Raw genomic sequence first — 14,907 nt, forward strand, 5'->3', positions numbered from 1 at the left:
GTGCTCCCGGCCGGCGGTGCGCCGTGCCGGGGGAGTGGCTACTTGGCAGTGGCCTGCTTGAACGCGGCAGCGGCCTTGAAGCCGGGGACCGTGGTCGCGGCGATCTGCATGGTCTCGCCGGTCTGCGGGTTGCGCCCCTCGCGGGCGCTGCGCTCACGGGACTCGAACGTGCCGAGCCCGGGGATCTGTACACGCTCGCCTGCCGCGACCGAAGAGACGACGGTCTCGACGAGTGCCGAGAGCGCGCGGTCGGCCTCAGCCTTGTTCAGCCCTGCGGCCTCGGCAACTGCCTGGACGAGATCGTCCTTCTTCATGGTGACTCCTTGTGTCTCGACGTTGGGCGCGTCGCCGCCATGAGGCGGCGACCCGGTGGACCGTTTCCGCTCTGCGGCTTTGTAAACGTCCACAAAGCCTGATGCTACAGCGATCCGTGACCCAAGTTAGGTAAGCCTTACCTCATCTGGCATGATCCGACTAAGGGGACCCTTACCTGCCTGTCGGCCCAGCCTGTCGAGGAGACACATGCGCATCGCGCCACCACCCACCATCGCCGCCGTGACCGCGGCCCTGCTGCTGACCGTCACGGGCTGCGCCACCGGCCCGGCCGGCGGCGAGGAGGCCGAGAGCGCGGGCTCCTCGACCGGTGCCGCGGGCGACGCGTTCCCGGTGACCATCGAGCATGCGTTCGGGGAGACCACCATCGAGTCCGAACCGACCCGGGTCGCGACGGTGTCGTGGGTCAACGCCGACGTGTCCATCGCGCTCGGCGTCGTGCCCGTCGGCATGCCCGCCGACGAGTGGGGCGGCAACGAGCAGGAGTCCACGCCCTGGAAGGACGCCGCGCTCGAGGAGGCCGGCGCCGCGCTCGGCACCGAGGACGCCCCGCAGCAGTACTCCGAGGCCGACGGCGTGAACTACAACGCGATCGCCGAGCTCACCCCCGACGTGATCCTGGCGACCTACTCCGGCCTCACGCAGGAGGAGTACGACAAGCTCTCCAAGATCGCCCCGGTCGTCGCCTACCCCGACACCGCCTACGGGACCCCGTGGCAGGAGTCGACCCGGATGATCGGTGAGGCGCTCGGCCGGTCCGCGCAGGCCGAGCAGCTCGTCGAGGACACCGAGGCGACGATCGAGGAGAAGTCCGCGAGGTACCCGCAGCTCGAGGACACGACGTTCATCTACGGCAACCTCGAGCCGGACAAGGGCGCGGGCATCAACATCTACACCACCGAGGACAACCGGCCCCGCTTCCTGACCCAGATCGGGATGGAGCAGGCGCCGATCGTCGAGGAGAGCCTCGAGGGGGACCAGTTCTTCCTCGAGTGGTCCCCGGAGCGCGCCGACGAGCTGGAGTCCGACGTCTTCGTGACGTGGGTGCCCGAGGCGACGACCAAGCAGCAGATCGAGCAGGACCCGCTGCTCGGCCAGATCCCGGCCGTGCGCGACGGCGCCCTGGTCGCCGACCCGGACGAGACGCTGACCCTGGCCATCTCCGCGGCCAGCCCGCTCAGCCTGCCCTGGGCGCTCGACGCGTTCCTTCCTCAGCTCGCTGAGGCCGCGGACAACGCCGGCTGAGCATGGGGATCTCCACGACCGTCGCGGCGCGCGGGGGCGGCGTCGCGCAGACCGGGTCCGCTCGCCGGGGTACGGCGCCGGGCTGGGTCCTGCTCGCCGCCGCGCTCGTGCTGCTCGCCTGCGTGGCGTCCCTCGCGTTCGGCGCCCGACCCCTCTCGTGGGCGACGCTGGTCGAGGCGTGGACGGACTTCGACCCGGCCGACGGCGACCATGCCGTGATCGCCTCGCGGGTGCCGAGGACCGTCATCGGTCTGCTCGTCGGAGCTGCCCTCGGCCTGGCCGGCGCCGCGATGCAGGGCGTGGCCCGCAACCCGCTGGCCGACCCCGGGCTGCTCGGCGTGAACGCCGGGGCGGCCCTGGCGGTCGTGGCGGCGATGTTCGTCCTCGGACAGAGCAGCCTCACGTCGCTGGTCTGGTTCGCCGTCCTCGGCGCCGGCATCGCCGCGGTCGTCGTCTACGCGGTGGCCAGCCTCGGCCGCGAGGGCGCGACGCCGGTCAAGCTGGCCCTGGCCGGGGCGGCGCTGAGCGCGGGGCTGGCGTCGCTGACGAACGGGGTGCTCGTGACCAGTCAGGAGACCCTCGACGCCTTCCGGTTCTGGCAGATCGGGTCCGTGGCCGGGCGCAGCTGGGGTGACGTCGCGCCGGTGGTCCCGCTGCTCGCGGTCGGCGCCGTGGTCACCCTGGGCACCGGCCGGGCCCTCAACGGGCTGGCGCTCGGCGACGACCTCGCCCGCGGCCTGGGCCAGAAGGTGGCGCTGAGCCGAGCAGTGGTGGCCCTGGGTGTCGTGCTGCTCTGCGGCGCGGCCACGGCCGTCGCCGGCCCGATCGCCTTCGTCGGGCTGGTCGTGCCGCACGTCGGTCGGGCGCTGGTCGGCGGCGACTACCGGTGGGTGCTGCCGCTCTCGGGCCTCCTCGGGGCCGCGCTGCTGGTCGGCGCCGACGTCGCCGGACGGCTCGTGCTGCCGCCCAGCGAGGTGCAGGCCGGCGTGATGACCGCCGTCCTCGGTGCGCCCGTCTTCCTCTGGCTGGTCCGCCGGAGCAGGGGAGTGGCGCTGTGAGCGTCCTTCTCGACCGGCCCGCGGCGCTGGTCCGGTCCGTGCACCGGGCCCGGCGCCGGCGGGTACGACGGACGGTCGCCGCGCTGACTGTCGCGGTGCTCGCGATGTTCCTCGTCGACGTGCTGCTCGGGACGTACACGGTCACCATGCCCGACTTCCTGCGCATCCTCGGCGGCACGGAGATCCCCGGCGCGAGCTTCATCGTGATGGAGAACAAGCTGCCCCGGGCCGTGGTCGGCCTGCTGGCCGGGGCCGCCTTCGGTGTCTCCGGGGCGGTCTGCCAGACCCTGCTGCGCAACCCGCTGGCGAGCCCCGACGTCATCGGTGTCACCTCCGGGGCGAGTGCCGCGGCGGTGCTCGGGATCGTCGTGCTCGGCGTGCGCGGCCAGGGCGTCTCCTGGCTCGCCCTGGCCGGCGGGCTGCTCGTCGCGCTCACCCTCCACGTGATGGCGCGTGGCGGCGGCGCGTCGTGCCACCGGCTCGTGCTGGTCGGGATCGGCTGCGCCGCGCTGCTCCAGGCGGTGACGTCGTACCTGCTCACCCGGTCCGACATCCGCACCGCCTCGGAGGTGATGGTGTGGCTGAACGGCTCGCTCAACGACAGCACCTGGGAGCGGGCGGCCCACCTGCTGCTCGCGACCGGGCTGCTGCTCCCGGTCGCCGCGCATCTCGCGCACGGGCTGCGCGGGCTCGAGCTCGGCGACGACGCCGCGGCGGGGCTCGGTGTCCCGGTCGCGCGCGTTCGGCTCGGCCTCCTCCTGCTCGCGGTGGCCCTGGCCGCGGTGGCGACGGCGGCCACGGGCCCGGTCGCGTTCGTGGCCTTCCTGTCCGGTCCGATCGCGCGCCGGCTGCTCGGCGGTGCGGTGTCGCTGCCGGCTGCGGGCCTCGTCGGCGCGCTCGTCGTGCTGGCCGCGGAGCTCGTCGCCGCGAACCTGGTCCCCGGGGCCGTGCTCCCGGTGGGTGTCGTCACCGGTGCCCTGGGGGCGCCGTTCCTGCTCTGGCTCCTGGTGACAGGCAGCCGTGTCGGCCGAGGAGGCTGAACCATGTCCGGACATCACACGCTCGGGGCCCGCGACCTCACCCTGGGGTACGGCGCCGCGCCGATCGTGGAGGAGCTGTCGCTCACCGTCCCGCGGGGGAAGGTGACCACGATCGTCGGCGCGAACGCATGCGGGAAGTCCACCCTGCTGCGCGGGCTGGCCCGTCTCCTGCGACCGGCCGCCGGGCAGGTGCTCCTCGACGGCCGGTCGATCCACGACCTGCCCACCAGGCAGGTGGCGCGGGTGATGGGTCTGCTGCCGCAGTCGCCGGTGGCCCCGGACGGGCTGACCGTCGTGGACCTCGTCGGGCGCGGGCGCTCCCCGCACCAGGGCTGGTTCCGGCAGTGGTCCGCCGCCGACGAGACGGCCGTCGCCACGGCCCTGGAGGCGACCGGCACGCTCGACCTCGCGCACCGCACGGTGGACGAGCTGTCCGGCGGGCAGCGGCAGCGGGTGTGGATCGCGATGGCGCTCGCCCAGGAGACCGACGTGCTGCTGCTCGACGAGCCGACCACGTTCCTCGACGTCGCGCACCAGGTCGACGTGCTCGATCTCCTCGCCGACCTCAACCAGCGCCGTGGCACGACCGTCGTGGCCGTGCTCCACGACCTGAACCTGGCCGCGCGCTACTCCGACCACATGGTCGCCCTCTTGGCGGGCCGGGTCGTCGCCGCCGGCCCTCCGCGCGCCGTGGTCACCGAGGCCACGGTCGGCGACGTGTTCGGGATGCGCTGCACGGTGATCGACGACCCGGTGGCGGGCACCCCGCTGGTGATCCCGCTCGGCCGGAAGCAGGCCGGGCCGGCCGCATCCCGAGCCGTCGCCGCGGGGGCCCGCGCATGATCACCGCGACCGAGGCCACCCCGGCCCTCGCCTTCGACGTCGAGGTGGTCCGCGCCGTACGCCTGTCGCCGACGTTCGTGCGGCTCACGTTCGGCGGACCCGCCCTCGCCGGCTTCCACCCGTGCGGCCCGGGCGGCCCGCGGGACCTGCGGGTCAAGGTGATGGTGCCCTCCCCGGGCCATCCGCTCCCGGACCTCTCCGACCTCTCCGAGGGCTGGTACCGGCGGTGGCTGGCGGTCGACGCCGCGGTGCGCGGCGCCATGCGCACGTACACGGTCCGCGCAGCGCGGCTCGCCGGCCCGGAGCCGACCATCGACGTCGACTTCGTGCTGCACCTCGACGAGCACGGCCGCGGCGGCCCGGCGTCGGCGTGGGCGGCCGCCGCCCGTCCGGGGGACCGGGTGACCCTGATCGGCCCGAACGCGCACTCCGAGCGCTACGGCGGTATCGAGTGGCGGCCCCCGGCGCCGGACCCGGCGGCCCCGGTGCGGGTGCTGCTGGCCGGGGACGAGACCGCGGTGCCCGCGATCGCGTCCGTGCTGGAGTCGCTGCCGCCGGGCTACGCGGGCCACGCGCTGCTGGAGGTGCCCGACCGGGCGGACTTCCAGGACCTCGCGACCGCGTCGGCGGTGGAGGTGCGCTGGCTGGCCCGCGGCGCCCACCCGCACGGCACCCGGCTCGAGGCGAGCGTCGGCGCGCTCCTGGCCGCCTGCCCGCCGGCGGCGCGCACGGAGCCGGTCGGCTGGGCGGACGTCGACGTCGACGCCGAGCTGCTCTGGGAGAGCGCGGCGGAGGCCGGCACGGGCCTCTACGCGTGGGTCGCGGGCGAGGCCGGCACGGTGCGCGCGCTGCGCCGGCTGCTGGTGCACGAGCACGGCGTCGACCGCCGTTCGGTCTCGTTCATGGGCTACTGGCGACGGGGCCGGGCCGCTCCTGCCTGACGCCCGTACGGCCCGGGCGGCGCGGCGGAGCACCCGGGCCTACACGCGCCGGTTTTGTCCACCATCTGACATGCCCGGACCGGGATGGATGACGCGGAACGGCTCGGGTGTTCTGGGTGGTCGACGTCCCCTACGCACTGGAGCATGCCGATGACCACGCTGACCCAGCCCGAACGTGTCGCGGAGCGCGGCCGCCGTACGCCGCCGCCTGCACCCGCCGCGCCGCCCGTCCAGCGCGGCGTGGCGCTGGCCGGGGTGGCCCTGGCGGCCGGACTGCTTGCGGTGACCCTGGTCACCCAGGGCGTGGCCCAGGCCGCACTGCTGCTGCTCGGGGTCGGCCTCGGCTTCGGCCTGTTCCACTCGCGGTTCGGGTTCACCTCCGCCTGGCGGCAGCTCGTCGCGGTCGGCCAGGGCAGGGCGCTGCGCGCACACACCCTCCTGATCGCCACGACCGCGATCCTCTTCGCGCCGTTCCTGTCCGCCGGCGTCAGCCCGACCGGCGTCGACGTCGCCGGCTACGTCTCCCCCGTCGGGGTGGGCCTGCTCGTCGGCGCCACCCTCTTCGGGTTCGGCATGCAGATCGGCGGCGCGTGCGCCTCCGGCACGCTGTACGCGGTGGGCAGCGGGCACACCGCGATCCTGCTGACGCTGGGCGGCTTCGTGGCCGGCGCGACCGTCGGTGCGGCGCACATCGGCTGGTGGGAGGAGCGGCCGGCGCTGGAACCGGTCAGCCTGGCCGACGTCTTCGGCGGGCCGTGGGGCGGCCTCGCGGTCACCCTGGCCGTCCTGGCCCTGATCGCCGGCGCGACGGTGCTCGTCGGCCGGCGCCGGAACCCGCCGCCGGTCGCCCCGGTCGCGACCGCCACGGGCGTCGCCCGCGCCCTGCGCGGCTCCTGGCCGCTGTGGTTCGGCGCGCTGGCGCTGGCCGTGCTCAACCTCGGCGTGCTGCTGGTGTCGGGTGCCCCCTGGGGCGTCACCACCGCGTTCGCCCTCTGGGGCTCCAAGGCGGCCGGCGCACTCGGCATCGCCGACCCGTCGACGTGGGGCTTCTGGTCCGGCGACAAGGCCGCGGTCCTCCAGGGGTCGGTGCTCGCCGAGAGCACCAGCCTGACCAACTTCGGGATCATGACCGGCGCGCTGATCGCCTCCGCGCTGGCCGGCGCGTTCACCCTCCACCGCCGCGTCCCCGGCCGGCTCGCGGCCGGTGCGGTCGTCGGCGGACTGCTGATGGGGTACGGCGCCCGACTGGCCTACGGCTGCAACATCGGGGCCTACCTCGGGGGCATCGCCTCGCTGAGCCTGCACGGCTGGGTGTGGGGCGTCATGGCGCTCCTGGGCACCTGGATCGGCCTGCGGGTCCGGCCGTTCTTCGGCCTCTCGCGCCCGCGCGCCGAGGACGGCGTCTGCTGACGCCCCGGGCGACCGGGAGGTCGAGTGACTTCTAGAGTCGGGGGCATGCTGTCGCGCCGCGTCCCGCCGGTCACCCGGATGCTGCTGGGAGCCAGCGCGATGACGACGCTCGGGACGCTGCCGGTGTTCCTGCTCAGCTCCCAGTCGGTGTTCGTCCGCTCCGAGCTCGGCTTCGACGAGACCCGGTTCGGGGTGGCGGTCAGTGCCTTCTTCGCGGCCGCCGCCACCACCGCGCTGCTCGGCGGCGGGCTCGCGGACCGGCTGGGGCGGCGGACCAGCACGGTCGTCGCCGGGCTGGTCGCCGCCGCGGGTGGTCTCGGGGTCGCCCTGGTCGCGCACTCGTTCCCGGTCCTGGTCGCGCTGATGGTCGTCCTCGGGGTCGCCAACGCGGCCTGCCAGGTGACCTCCAACCTGACCATGGCCCGGGCGGTGCCGCCGCACCGCCGGGGGCTGGGCTTCGGCGTGAAGCAGTCCGCGATCCCGCTGTCGATCATGGTCGCCGGGCTGGCGGTGCCGACGGTCGGTGTGCTGGTCGGCTGGCGCGGCACGTTCGTGTTCACCGGCGTCGCCGGGCTGCTCGCGGCGCTGTCGGGTCTGCGCCTGCCGCGCGGCGGGCCGGACCGTGCCCCGGCCGCCGCCGAGCGGGACGCCCCGTCGATGGCCGCCCTGGTCACCGCGGCGGTGGCGATCACGGTGGCCAGCGCCGCCGCCAACTCGCTGGGAGCCTTCCTGGCGTCGTGGGGCTTCCGGGTCGGGCTCTCCCCGAGCCAGGCCGGGGTGCTGATGGCGACCGGCAGCGCGCTGAACATCGTGGTCCGGGTCGTCGCCGGCCACCTGGCCGACCGCCGGCACGGCCGGAACCTCCCGGTGGTCGCCGTCCAGATGCTCGTCGGCGCGGTCGCGGTCGCGGTGCTCTCGGTCCCGTCGCCGTACGCCGTGGTCCCGGCCGGGCTGGTCGCGTTCGCGGTGGGCTGGTCGTGGCCGGGACTGCTGCTGTACGCGGTGGTCCGGGTCGGCCGGGACGCGCCGGGGGTCGCCACGGGGATGGTCCAGGCCGGTGCCTTCGTCGGCGGGGCGGCGGGGCCGGCGCTCTTCGGCGCCCTGGTCGGGGCGACGGGCTACGAGACCGCCTGGCGGGCCGCCGCGCTGCTGTTCCTGGTCGCGGCGCTGCTGGTGCTCCTCGCCCGGCGGATGTTCATCGCCGACCTGGTGGCCCGTCCGCCGGTCCAGCCGTTCGGGTACGGCGGTGGCCGGGGGAGTCCTGCGAGGACCACGTCGCGGGGCGTGACCTCCCGCGATTCTGCATCTTGATGCATTGCAGAAGCGTGCACCGCCAATGTGCAGACGATCCGCCCGACGAGCCGTCACTCTGGAGTCACGAGATCAGGTCGAAGAGAGTCACCCCCCCCGACCATTCGACCCATGGCCATCCCCCCGGCCGATCTCCGTATCGCGAGGGCAGTCCCCATCCCCAGGGACTGCCCTCGATGCGTTTCCGGGTCAGGCGGGCACCGCTCCCGGGCGGCCGCTCTCGACCACCCAGCTCGCGTCCGTCACGGCCGGCGCGACCGGGTCGGTCGCCGACGAGACGACCCGGTAGTCGGTGCGCCACGTGTCGGGCGTGACGACGCAGCGGGAGTAGCCGCGCCGGTCCGGGTTGACGTACTTCACGTGCGGGTTGGCGGACGTGGCCGCCTTGATCGCACCGGCCCAGCCGCAGTCGGAGCTGATCGACGTACCCACGAACTCGGTCGCGAGGACCTCGGACCCGGGTCGGGAGAAGTCGGCGAGCAGGTCGTTGACCCAGGCCGAGTGCCAGTCGCCGGTGAGGACGACGGGGTTGGACGGGCGGCTCCGGTCCAGGTAGGTGAGGAACCGGTCGCGAGAGACGGCGTACCCGTCCCACTGGTCGTGGTTGACCGAGAGCCCCGGACCGGTGTCGTAGTCGTACTGCGCCATGATCGTCTGCTGCGCGACGACGTTCCAGGTCGCCCGGGACGCGGCCAGGTTGTCGAAGAGCCAGCGCTCCTGCGCGTCGCCCAGCAGCGTGCGCGAGGGGTCCATGACGTCGGGGTGCTGGGGACCGCCCGGGAACGCCTCGGTGAGCTGGTCGGAGCGGTACTGCCGGGTGTCGAGCACGTGGAAGGTCGCCAGCGAGCCGTAGTCCAGACGGCGGTGCAGCCGGATGTCGGGGCCGCTGGGCCGCTGCGGACGGCGGAGGGGGAGGTGCTCGTAGTAGGCCTGGAAGGCGTTGGCGCGCAGCTGCAGGAACCGCTGCGGGTCGTTGGACGCCTCGCCATCCGGCTGGGAGACCGCCCCGGCCCAGTTGTTCTCGACCTCGTGGTCGTCGAAGGTCAGCACGAACGCGAACGCGGCGTGCGCGGCCTGCAGGTCCGGGGAGGACTTGTACTTCGCGTGGTTGAGCCGGAAGTCGGCGAGGGACTCGTGGTCGCGGCCCTCGTAGGTGTAGTCGCCCACGTGCACGACGAGGTCGAGGTCCTCCTCGGCCATCGTCCGGTAGGCGGCGTACCGGCCTCCTGCCCAGGCCTGGCAGGAGGCCAGCGCGAAGGAGACCCGGGCGGGGGTGGACCCCGCGGCCGGCGCGGTGCGGGTGCGGCCGACCCGGCTGGTCTCCTTGCCGGCGCGGAAGCGGTAGTAGTACTCGCGCTCGGGCTCGAGGCCGGTCACCTCCGCGTGCACGGAGTGCGCGAGCTCGGGGGCCGCGGTCTCGGTGCCGGCCCGCACCACGGTGGCGAACGCCGGGTCGGTGGCCACCTGCCAGCTCACCTCCAGCTGGTACGGCGGCATGCCGCCCAGCCCGTCGGCAGCCAGTGGCTGGGGGGCCAGCCGGGTCCACAGGACCACGCCGTCCGGGGTCGGGTCACCCGAGGCGACGCCGAGCGTGAACGGGTCGTCGGGGAAGCGGGGCGCTGCCCAGGCGGGCGCGGAGGAGAAGCCGTACATGGCGGCGGTGGCGGCCGCGCTCGCGCCGCCGGTGAGGGCGAGGAAGCCGCGTCGGGACAGGCGGCTGCTGGACGTGGGGTGCATGGACTGAGACCTCCGAGTAGGTGGGAGGTGTCAGTCAGTCAGGCGCGGGGAACCGGCTCCGGAAGCGGAGGTGAAATGCGGCCTACGTCCGGATGTCGTCAGTCCCCGGGTCGGGGCTGCAGCGGAGCCGTGGCCGGGCCCTGGAGGACCTGCCCGTCGACCCCGAAGCGGGATCCGTGGCAGGGGCACTCCCAGGTGCGCTCCACGTCGTTGAACGCGACCAGGCAGCCCATGTGGGTGCACACCGCCGACACGCAGTGCAGCGTCCCGTCCTCGTCGCGATGGGTGGCCCAGGTGCCGCCCTTGTCGCTGACCACGGCGGCCTCACCGGGGCGTACCGCGGTGACGTCGTCGACGTCGCGGACGCGGGCCGCGATCCGGGCGCCGGCCCAGCCGCGGACGGTCCGCAGCGCGGCCCTGGTCGCCGACTGCGCCTCGGGAGCCAGCTTGAGCCGTCGCGGGTGGTAGACGTCCGCCCACGGCGGCGGGTGCCCCTCGATGTGGTCGCGCAGCAGGGTCCCGGCCAGGGCGCCGTTGGTCATCCCCCAGCCGCCGAAGCCGGTGGCCACCCAGACCCGGCTGGTCCGCGGGTGCAGCGGGCCGATGAACGGCAGCCCGTCGGGGGTGAAGTTGTCCTGCGCGGCCCACACGTGCTCGACGCGCTCCACTGCGGTGTGGCTGGTGAACCAGTCCACGAGGTCGTCGAGCCGGGCGCGGGCGTCGGCCGCGCCGGGCGTGAACGGTGCGCCGGTGGCGATCAGGAGCCGTCCGCCCCCGTCGTGGGGGGCGGTGCGCAGCGACCGCGTGTCGGAGCCGGCGCTGATGTACATGCCGTGCGGGGCGTCGCGCTCGGCGACCGGGCCGGCGACGGCGAACTCGCGGCTCGTGTGCATCCGCGCGAAGAGCAGGGACCGGTCGAAGAGCGGGAAGTGGGTCGCGACCACGGTGTGCTCGGCGCGTACCCGGTGCCCGTCGGCGGTGCGCACAGCGGGCCTGCCGCGCTCCTCGAGCCCGGTCACCGTGGTGCCCTCCCAGATCCGGCCGCCGTGGGCGAGCAGGTCGTCGGTGAGCGCGTCGAGGTAGCGCAGCGGGTGGAACTGCAGCTGGTCCTCGACCTGGACGCCGCCCACGGTGGGGAACGGCAGGCCGGTGTCGTGCGTGAAGCGGGCCGGAAGGCCGAGCCGGCGGGCGGCGGCCGCCTCGTCGTGCAGCGTGGTCAGGTCCTCGACGTCCTCGGAGAACAGGTACGCCGGCCGCTCCTCGAGGTCGCAGTCGACCCCCAGCCGCCGTACGACGTCCGCCACGTGCAGCATCGCCGCCGTCTGGCTCTCCACGAACGCCGCCGCGGTCTGCTCGCCGTGCCGACGCCCGAGGGCGGCGAGCCGGGCGCCCTGGAGGACCGAGACCTTGGCCGTGGTGTGACCGGTCACCCCGGCGCCCACGACGTGCCTCTCCAGCACCGCGACCCTCCGGCCGGCCCGGGCCAGCTCGCGCGCGACGCTCAGCCCGGCGATGCCGGCGCCGACGACCACGACGTCCGCGAGCTCGTCCCGGGCCAGGGCCGGGAACCGCTGGCCGCGGTCCTCGGTGCCCCAGACGGTGCCCGAGCCGGCGGATGCCTCGTGTCCCATGCGGGACTCCCTTCACGTGCGACACCTGCAGTCTCTACCCGTCTCTACCCAGCCGGGTCCGGCTCAGACGACACGCCGCCGGCGAGGTCCGGTATGCGGCGAAGAGAGGGGACGGGGGCTGCATGTACCGGACCGCAAAGGGCACGGGTCGTCAGGTGTTCCTCGCGGTCTAGCAGCAGGCTGAGCAGGGACGCCGGGGTCGCCCCGGCACATCGTGAGTACACCGTGTCGGGGCGACCCGCTGCGCAGGAAGCCGCCGAGCGCCACCGCGGTGACCCCCGCGCCGGCGAGCGAGACCGCGGCGCCCGGCGACCACCTGCCTGGAGCGCGACGTCCTCACCCGGCCGAGCCTGCGCGAACTGTCTGAACTGCCGGTGTACCCCGGCAAAACGGAGCATGATCAGCGGCGACGCGTCGAGCGTTTCCCGGACCGTCGGCCGGGGTATCCGGCAGGCGCCCCGCGTCCGCGGGCACACGAGAAAGAGAAGAACCTGTGACCAGCATGTCGCCCGAGCGCAACCACGCCGAGTCCGAGCCGGAGGACACCTCGGAGAGGGACAGCACGACCGTGGAGGACGAGAAGTCCGAGGCCGAGAAGAAGGACGAGACCCAGCACGAGCAGCTGACGCGGAACTTCAACGAGCTCCTCCAGGAGCTGCGGGTCACCCAGACCGGCGTGCAGATCCTCACCGGCTTCCTGCTGACCCTGCCGTTCACCGAGCGGTTCGCCGACCTCGACAACGTGCAGAAGTTCGCCTACCTCGCGGTGCTCTGCGGCTCGGTCATCGCCACCGGCCTGATCATCGGCCCGGTCGCCTTCCACCGCATCCTGTTCCGGCAGGGGGAGCGGCGCTGGCTGGTGCACGCCGCCAACCAGGCGGCCCGGGCCGGCCTGCTGATGCTGGCGCTGACCACCTCCGGGGTGGTGTGGCTGGTCTTCGACCTGGTCACCAACCGGACCGCGGCGAACGTGGCGGGCAGCCTGGCGCTGATCTTCTTCGCCGGCTTGTGGGCCGGGGTGCCGGTGATCTCGCGGCGGCGCTGACGCCGGTCGCTCCCGCGGGGCGTCCGGGTCAGTGGGCCCGGGCGTCCTGGGGGAGCGCGTCGTCGAGCGAGGCGTGGATGGTGAACACCTTCTCCAGGTTCGTGATCCGGAAGAGCTTGCGCAGGTGGTCGCCGGTGAAGACCAGCGCGAGCGAACCCTTGAAGGTGTGCACCCGCCGTCGGGCGCCGATCAGGGCGCCGAGGCCCGTGGAGTCGAGGAAGCTGACCTCGCTGAAGTCCAGCACGAGATGGATCCTGCCGTCGACGACGAGGTCGTTGATGGTGTCGCGGAGCAGCGGGCTGGTCGCGTAGTCGACCTCCCCGCGCGCCGTGACAACGGTGTGCTCGCCGTGGTTCTGCACGTCGACTTCGAGTAGCACGTGGTCCTCTCCTGGTGCAGCAGGCCGTGGTTCACCTCGCTGCTTGAGTGGACGGCCGTGAGGGAGTCTCGCACATCCCGTGGCGGTATGGGCGTTTCGAGGCGGCCGAATGTCTAGGCGGTCCGGGCGGAGGGGACTCGCGCGACCCGCGTCGGGCCGCGGCTCCCGGTCCCTCGCCGTGGGCCGGGTCAGTCGGTTCGCTGTGTCGGGAAGTCCGGGTCCGTGGTGTCGTCCAGGCCGAGCAGCCGGTCCACCGTGGCCTGGTCCAGCGGGGCGGGCGCGGCGCTCGCGGCCACGATGAGGCCGGAGACGAGCTCGATCTCGTCCATCAGCTCGGCATCGTGGAGATGGGTGGCGATCAGGTCGTGCACAATCGGCTCCTTTCGTCCCCCTGCTCTCCTGACAACGACTCGGCACGGGCGCGGTTAGTGGCCCGTCCGGGTGGTTCGGTATGAGGAGAAAAGACTAGTCGCTCCCGGCATGGCTCCCATCGTCCTGGTCGCCCCGAACCGCGATGGCCCCTTGGGAGCGGCGTCCTACTGTGGAGAACATGAGCCAGCCCACGTCGCTCGGTGGCCTGCGCGAGCACGGCTACCGGTCCCGCTCGGTCAAGGCCGAGATCCGCTCGAACCTGCTGGAGAGGCTGCGCTCCGGGGACACCGCCTTCCCGGGGATCGTCGGTTTCGACGACACGGTCCTGCCGCAGCTCGAGAGCGCCCTGCTCGCCGGACACGACCTGGTCCTCCTCGGCGAGCGCGGCCAGGGCAAGTCCCGCCTCATGCGCACCCTCGTGGCGCTCCTCGACGAGTGGAGCCCGGTGGTCGCGGGGTGCGAGATCAACGACGACCCCCTCGCCCCGGTGTGCACCCGCTGCCGGCGGCTGGCCGCGGAGCTCGGCGACGACCTGCCGGTGGCCTGGCGGCACCGCGACCAGCGGTACGTCGAGAAGCTGGCCACGCCGGACACCAGCGTCGGCGACCTGGTGGGCGACGTGGACCCGGTGAAGGTCGCGGAGGGGCGCACCCTCGGGGACCCCGAGACCGTCCACTACGGGCTCGTGCCGCGCACCCACCGCGGCATCTTCGGACTCAACGAGCTGCCCGACCTCGCCGAGCGGATCCAGGTCGCGATGTTCAACGTCCTCGAGGAACGCGACATCCAGGTCCGCGGCTACTCGCTGCGACTGCCGCTCGACCTGCTGCTCGTGGCCACCGCCAACCCCGAGGACTACACCAACCGTGGCCGGATCATCACCCCGCTCAAGGACCGGTTCGGCGCCGAGATCCGCACCCACTACCCGTACGAGGTCGCGGAGGAGGTCGCGCTCATCGGCCAGGAGTCGGCGCTGGTGGCCGACGTACCCGAGCACCTGCTCGAGGTGGTCGCCCGGCTCACCCGCGGCCTGCGCGAGTCCTCCTCGATCGACCAGCGCTCGGGGGTCAGCGCCCGGTTCGCGATCGCGGCGGCCGAGGCGGTCGCCGCCTCCGCGCTGCGCCGCAGCGCCCGTTCTGGGGAGCCCGCGGCGGTGGCCCGGATCTGCGACGTGCCGACCGTGGTCCCCACCCTCCTGGGCAAGGTGGAGTTCGAGATGGGGGAGGAGGGCCGCGAGGTCGAGGTGGTGCACCACCTGCTGCGACTGGCGACGGCGGAGACGTTCCGCGCGCGGCTCGCGGGCCTCGACCTGTCCGGGTTCACGGAGATCTTCAGCGAGGGGTCGACCGTGGAGACCGGCGAGCTGGTCCCGGCCGAGGAGCTGCTCGGCCAGTTCGGGACCATCCCGGGCCTGTCGAAGGTGCTCGACCGGCTCGGGGACGGCGACGACGCGTCGGCCGGACACGTCGCGGCTGCCGTCGAGCTGGTGCTGGAGGGGCTGCACCTGACCCGGCGCATCGACAAGGAGACGCTCGACGGCCGCTCGGTCTACGGAGCCTGAC

14 protein-coding genes are annotated in these 14,907 nt (G+C 73.8%); 9 read left to right on the top strand and 5 right to left on the bottom strand.

Annotation, left to right across the window (positions count from 1 at the left end):
• Positions 1-38: 38 nt before the first annotated feature.
• The gene (locus tag K1X13_RS11955) at positions 39-314 is read right to left on the bottom strand and encodes an HU family DNA-binding protein (RefSeq protein ID WP_221025272.1); all 276 of its coding nucleotides are present in this window, start codon (positions 312-314) and stop codon (positions 39-41) included.
• A 208-nt stretch (positions 315-522) separates the two neighbouring features.
• Here K1X13_RS11955 and K1X13_RS11960 point away from each other — a divergent pair, with 208 nt between their 5' ends.
• The 7 genes from K1X13_RS11960 to K1X13_RS11990 all read left to right on the top strand — a co-directional run bounded on the left by K1X13_RS11960 (position 523) and on the right by K1X13_RS11990 (position 8,181).
• Positions 523-1,578 carry an iron-siderophore ABC transporter substrate-binding protein gene (locus K1X13_RS11960; RefSeq protein WP_221025273.1) on the top strand — a complete coding sequence of 352 codons (1,056 nt, stop codon included), beginning with the start codon at positions 523-525 and terminating at the stop codon, positions 1,576-1,578.
• A 2-nt stretch (positions 1,579-1,580) separates the two neighbouring features.
• Positions 1,581-2,636, top strand: a complete 1,056-nt coding sequence (locus K1X13_RS11965) for a FecCD family ABC transporter permease (RefSeq protein ID WP_221025274.1) — start codon at positions 1,581-1,583, stop codon at positions 2,634-2,636.
• Positions 2,633-3,676, top strand: coding sequence for a FecCD family ABC transporter permease (locus K1X13_RS11970; RefSeq protein WP_308249529.1), 1,044 nt, complete (start codon positions 2,633-2,635; stop codon positions 3,674-3,676). The genes K1X13_RS11965 and K1X13_RS11970 overlap by 4 nt, the downstream gene beginning before the upstream one ends.
• Before the next feature lie 3 nt (positions 3,677-3,679).
• A complete protein-coding gene (locus tag K1X13_RS11975) occupies positions 3,680-4,519 on the top strand; it encodes an ABC transporter ATP-binding protein (RefSeq protein WP_221025275.1) in 840 nt (279 codons plus the stop codon).
• A complete protein-coding gene (locus K1X13_RS11980) occupies positions 4,516-5,460 on the top strand; it encodes a siderophore-interacting protein (RefSeq protein ID WP_221025276.1) in 945 nt (314 codons plus the stop codon). Before K1X13_RS11975 ends, K1X13_RS11980 begins: the two co-directional genes overlap by 4 nt.
• A gap of 144 nt (positions 5,461-5,604) precedes the next feature.
• The gene (locus K1X13_RS11985; protein WP_225914964.1) at positions 5,605-6,870 is read left to right on the top strand and encodes a YeeE/YedE family protein; all 1,266 of its coding nucleotides are present in this window, start codon (positions 5,605-5,607) and stop codon (positions 6,868-6,870) included.
• 45 nt (positions 6,871-6,915) lie between these two features.
• Positions 6,916-8,181 (top strand): MFS transporter, encoded by a 1,266-nt coding sequence (locus K1X13_RS11990; RefSeq protein ID WP_221025277.1) that lies wholly within the window; start codon positions 6,916-6,918, stop codon positions 8,179-8,181.
• Positions 8,182-8,370: 189 nt separating this feature from the next.
• On the opposite strand, the gene K1X13_RS11995 is transcribed toward K1X13_RS11990, so the two are convergent.
• Positions 8,371-9,918 (bottom strand): alkaline phosphatase D family protein, encoded by a 1,548-nt coding sequence (locus K1X13_RS11995; RefSeq protein ID WP_221025278.1) that lies wholly within the window; start codon positions 9,916-9,918, stop codon positions 8,371-8,373.
• A 98-nt stretch (positions 9,919-10,016) separates the two neighbouring features.
• Positions 10,017-11,549 (bottom strand): FAD-dependent oxidoreductase, encoded by a 1,533-nt coding sequence (locus K1X13_RS12000; protein WP_221025279.1) that lies wholly within the window; start codon positions 11,547-11,549, stop codon positions 10,017-10,019.
• A gap of 502 nt (positions 11,550-12,051) precedes the next feature.
• Between K1X13_RS12000 and K1X13_RS12005 the strand changes: the two genes are divergently transcribed.
• Positions 12,052-12,594, top strand: coding sequence for a DUF6328 family protein (locus tag K1X13_RS12005; RefSeq protein ID WP_225915149.1), 543 nt, complete (start codon positions 12,052-12,054; stop codon positions 12,592-12,594).
• Positions 12,595-12,622: 28 nt separating this feature from the next.
• Here K1X13_RS12005 and K1X13_RS12010 read toward each other — a convergent pair whose 3' ends face one another.
• Positions 12,623-12,973, bottom strand: a complete 351-nt coding sequence (locus K1X13_RS12010) for an STAS domain-containing protein (RefSeq protein WP_221025281.1) — start codon at positions 12,971-12,973, stop codon at positions 12,623-12,625.
• A gap of 188 nt (positions 12,974-13,161) precedes the next feature.
• Entirely contained in the window at positions 13,162-13,344 is a 183-nt protein-coding gene (locus K1X13_RS12015) for a hypothetical protein (RefSeq protein WP_221026120.1), read from the bottom strand.
• A gap of 179 nt (positions 13,345-13,523) precedes the next feature.
• Between K1X13_RS12015 and K1X13_RS12020 the strand changes: the two genes are divergently transcribed.
• Positions 13,524-14,906: a magnesium chelatase ATPase subunit I gene (locus K1X13_RS12020; protein ID WP_221025282.1), complete on the top strand. Its 1,383-nt coding sequence runs from the start codon at positions 13,524-13,526 to the stop codon at positions 14,904-14,906.
• Position 14,907 lies beyond the last annotated feature (1 nt).

The sequence above is a fragment of the Nocardioides jiangsuensis genome (genome assembly GCF_019679455.1).
GTDB classification, from domain to species: Bacteria; Actinomycetota; Actinomycetes; order Propionibacteriales; family Nocardioidaceae; genus Nocardioides_C; species Nocardioides_C jiangsuensis.